Raw genomic sequence first — 4,355 nt, forward strand, 5'->3', positions numbered from 1 at the left:
CGCGCAGCGTTTCGCCGCGCACATACGGCATCACGTAGAAGAGCAGCCCATCGGCCGCGCCGGAATCCAACAGCGGCAGGATGTGCGGATGCTGCAACCGCGCCGTGGTGCGGATTTCACTCAGGAACCGCTCGGCGCCCAAGGCCGCGCCGAGATCGGGGTGCAGCACCTTGATGGCGACGTCGCGCTCGTGCTTGAGATCGTGCGCGAGGTACACGGTGGCCATACCGCCGGCGCCGAGCTCGCGCTCGACGCGGTAATGGGTGGCCAGCGCGGTGGCAAGACGAGCGACGAACTGATTCACGGGCACACCGAGGCAGAGGCGGGCACAATCATGGCGGACCGACGCGCTGCCAACGCGGCCGCGCCGCGATCACGGCGCGGTATCACGGCTCGGACGTCAACGGATCGACGACTTCGATGAACGGGAAGCGGGAAAACCCGGTATCGCGCGTACAGATGCGGCGGATGCCGTGTTCGCGCATGAGCACCGCCGTCTCGGCGTCATGCCACAAGTTGCCGGTGATCAGAGGTACCGCCGACATGACCTCCGCGAGCACGGCAGCATGGCGATCCGTCGGGGAGAGCATGGAGAGTCCCGGTGACTGTTGCACAGCCGTGAGAAACTCGCCAGCGGCAGGAGCGCTCCAGGGTTTGCGCAGTACGCGGGGATGCGTGACGATCCTGAGGAACTCGTAGCAGTTGCCCCAGGTCAGATACCACGCGCCGTGCTGCACGCGCCAGCGGTCGAGGAGGGCGCGGCACCGCGGGTGTTCCGGTGCGCTGACGTCGGCCGCGTAGACCAACACGTTGGTGTCCACCACGAACACCTATTGCTCCTCCATGACGCGATACAGGGCGTCACGATCGGCCACGTCCACCAGCGCGCCACCCGAATCGAACGACGGCAACGGGGACAGCTCCGACACCGGTGACCGACGCTGCAGGAGATGCCGTAGCGCGGTCTCGACAAGCTCCGACATGGTCCGGCCGGTCCGCGCCGACTCGCGCCGAAGACGGTCCATCACGGTATCGTCAATGTTCAGCGTCGTCTTCATATGGTTAACCATATGCCAGTCACGGTTGTATGTCAAACCGCAGCGAGACGGGAAAGGGCGGCGATCATGCCAGCGGGCAGCCGGTGCGGGGGAACTCGGCGCCCATGGTTGCGCGCAGCCGCTCACGCCGCTCCTCCAGCGCGCGGCGCCCTGCCTCGGTCTTGCCCTCACCGGTGAGGTCCGCCACCTCGTCGAGCAAGGCCTCGACGCGCGGGTTCCTGATGTTCACGGCCCTGGTGTAGTTGGGGCGAAGGCAGGTCGAGGGAAAGTGCACCGCGCTTTGCCGCGCCACACATCCTGGTTGCCCAACATCGTGCGGTTCACCGCCGCGCTCATCGCGTCACCCCGTTCATGCGCCACAGGTACACATCGCCGCGGTAGTCCTCCACCAGGCAGGTTCCCACTGGTGCCCGCGTGGCCACGACGGCTGACGGGACCTTGCACCGCTCGGGAAGCGCCATGGCCACCGGCGCCCGCCCGCTCACCGGCGCGCGCGGATCGAGGCGGCGCAGCACCGGCTGGCGGCGGGCGGCATCGAAGTCGCCGTAGTACACGAAGCCGTCGTCGCGCCAGGAAAGCGCCGTGCCGATGGCCGGCCCCGGCACGCGCTCCAGCACGGTGGGCGCCCAGCGGTCGAGGGGGGTGGTGGCGAAGGCCGTTTCGCGGGGGCCATGCACTTCGACGGCCAGCCGCGTCTCGTCCGGGCTCAGCGTTGCCGCCATGACCAGCAACGAATCGGGCACAGGGAGCCGACGCGGCGCCCGGTCGCGGGTGTCGGCCACCAGGAGGGCCCGCAGGTTGGCGGCAACGCCGGCGAAGCCGTCGGCGCCGAGCGGCAGGATGCCCGGACGCCAACTCCCGTCGGCCGCGACCGACAGCGCGGTCACGGTGGGCTGCGCCTCGACGTTCACTTCGAACGTGCGGAGACTGTCACCGACATAGCGTTGGAAGACCACGCGGCGCCCGTCGGGGGAGACCAGCGAGTAGATGGACACCCCGGCGCCGTTCCCCGTGGTGAGCGCCTCCTCCACCGGCTCGGCGGCCCCGAGCTTGACCCGGAACAAGTTGTCGCCATTGCCGTTGCCGCTGAGGTAGTAGATCGCGCTGCCGTCGGGCGCGATGGACGGGTAGCTGTACCATGACGTGCCGCTGGTCACCTGCCGCGACTCCGCCCGCATCGTGACCGGCTCACCGAAACGCAGCGGGAAGGTGTGCAGGTCGCCAGTGGCGTTGCCGGTGACGATGGCCACCAACCCGCTCTGCCGGGCCACGTCGAAGCTGCCGCGGAACACCATCTGCGCGCGTGCGGCAATGGGCACGGGCTGGCCAACGAAGTGCCCCTTGGCGTCGACGGCCACGCGCAGAAAATCGTCGTCGCGCCCGGCGGCGGGCTGGAAGAACAGCAGGGCCTCACCGTCCGGCGTCCAGCGCAGGTGCTGGCGCGATACGGCGGCCAGCGAGTCCGCCGTGCCCGAGGCGCGGTCGACGAGGTACAACCGCCCGCGCGAATCGGACGTGGCGATGCGCCGCCCGTCGGGCGACCACGCCACGGCCGTGAGCACCGGTGACGGCATGCGCACGCTGTCGGTGACCTGGCCGGTGGCCAGAGGCACGACGTACGCGTACGCGGCGCTGCTGAACTCGGGGGTGCCGGGCAGGATGAGGACCGTGTCGCCGCGGGCATGCACGTCGATGAAGCCCATGCCCCCCACGCGGCGTGGCGTGCCGCCGAGGCGGGGAAGCACGTAGGTGCCCTGCGACACCGAGTCGAGCGCCGCGGACAACACGAGCGCGGTGCCGGCGGGGGCCCAGCGCACGTCCCGCACCTCCCGCACCCCGCGGAGCACCTCGGCGGGCGAGGTGCTGCCGGTATCCTGCACCAGCAGGCGGTCCACGCAGGGCACCGCATCCACGCCGAACGCGAACTCGCTCTGGTGGCCGTCGTGGCTGGGCTGGGCACAGCGCCGCTCCACGTAGGCGAGGACCTGGCCATCGGCCGACAGCGCGGGAATCCCGGCGGCGCCAGTGAAGGTGACCTGCACTCGCGTGAGCGACGCGACGTCGGCCTGCGCCGCCTGTTGGCGGCCCGTGCCCCACACCCCCCAGCCGGTGGCCACGCCAAGCAGTGCCGCGATACTCCAGCCGGCAACAAGGCCGGCGCGCGACTGGCGCGCCGCCGGGGCAGCGGCCACGCTCGCCGGCGCGGCTGTGGCCGCCGTATCGGCCAATTCGAGGGCCGCCCGGAAGGCGGCCACCGAGGTGTACCGGTCGGCGGGCAGCTTGGCGAGAGCGCGCCGGATGGCCGCATCGACGGCGGGAGGCACGGTTTTCCGCACGAGCGCCAGCGGCTCGGGGTCGGCGCTGATCACCTTGGCGATGACGGCCTGCACCGTGGCCCCGGTGAACGGCGGCTCACCGGCCAGCATCTCGTACAGCACGGCGGCGAGGGCATACTGGTCGCTGCGGGCGTCAATGGCCCGCTCGCCCATGGCCTGCTCGGGGCTCATGTACTGCGGCGTGCCCAGCGACAGCCCGGTCTGCGTCATGCGGGCGCCGCCGGCGGTCTGCACGGCCAGCGCAATGCCGAAGTCGGCCACCAGCGCGTGCCCATCCTGCAGCAGGATGTTCTCCGGCTTGATGTCGCGGTGGATGACCCCCTGCGCGTGCGCATACTGGAGCGCATCGCCCACGGCACCGGCAATCCGCCGCGCGTCGTCGAGCGGCAGCTGCCGCTCGCGCGTGAGCCGTTCGCGCAGCGTCTCGCCACGCACGTAGGGCATGACGTAATACAGCAGCCCGTCCGCGACCCCGCTGTCGAGCAGCGGCAGGATGTGCGGATGCTGCAGCCGGGCCGTGGTCTTGATCTCGGTGAGGAACCGCTCGCCGCCGAGCGCGGCGCCCAGGTCCGGATGCAGGACCTTGATGGCCACCTCGCGCTCGTGCTTGAGATCGTGCGCGAGGTACACGGTGGCCATACCGCCGGCGCCCAGTTCGCGCTCGACGCGGTAGCGGTCGGCGAGCGCCGAAGTGAGTCGCGCCAGCACATCGCTCACGCGCGTGGGCTCCGCGCCGATCGGCTTTTCGAATCTGTGCAGTGCGTCACGCTCGTAAACTGCACGCGGTTGAGGCTGCAGTCGAGCGCTACTCGCCGAGCGCTACTCGATGAGCGCTCCTCGCCGAGCGCTACTCGCCGAGCGCTACTCGCCGAGCGCTACTCGCTGAGCGCTACTCGCCGAGCGGGTGCCGCCAGCGCAATCCGGGAAAACGTGCAAAGTCGCGATCCGTGGTGACCCATTC

General features: G+C 70.4%; 5 protein-coding genes. All 5 read right to left on the reverse strand.

The features are described 5' to 3' along the window. Positions 1-304: protein kinase (locus tag LW840_RS16065; protein WP_291277366.1), on the reverse strand; the 304-nt coding region annotated here is incomplete at its 3' end. A gap of 82 nt (positions 305-386) precedes the next feature. After that, positions 387-821: a TA system VapC family ribonuclease toxin gene (locus tag LW840_RS16070; protein WP_291277367.1), complete on the reverse strand. Its 435-nt coding sequence runs from the start codon at positions 819-821 to the stop codon at positions 387-389. Positions 822-830: 9 nt separating this feature from the next. Then, positions 831-1,058 (reverse strand): ribbon-helix-helix protein, CopG family, encoded by a 228-nt coding sequence (locus tag LW840_RS16075; RefSeq protein ID WP_291262863.1) that lies wholly within the window; start codon positions 1,056-1,058, stop codon positions 831-833. 64 nt (positions 1,059-1,122) lie between these two features. Then, complete coding sequence (locus LW840_RS16080; RefSeq protein WP_291277368.1) at positions 1,123-1,287, reverse strand: type II toxin-antitoxin system VapB family antitoxin; 165 nt, start codon at positions 1,285-1,287, stop codon at positions 1,123-1,125. A gap of 103 nt (positions 1,288-1,390) precedes the next feature. Next, on the reverse strand, positions 1,391-4,111 hold the full coding sequence (locus tag LW840_RS16085; protein ID WP_291277369.1) for a protein kinase: 2,721 nt from the start codon (positions 4,109-4,111) through the stop codon (positions 1,391-1,393). Positions 4,112-4,355: the final 244 nt, after the last annotated feature.

Source organism: Gemmatimonas sp. (assembly GCF_021298855.1).
Taxonomy (GTDB): domain Bacteria; phylum Gemmatimonadota; class Gemmatimonadetes; order Gemmatimonadales; family Gemmatimonadaceae; genus Gemmatimonas.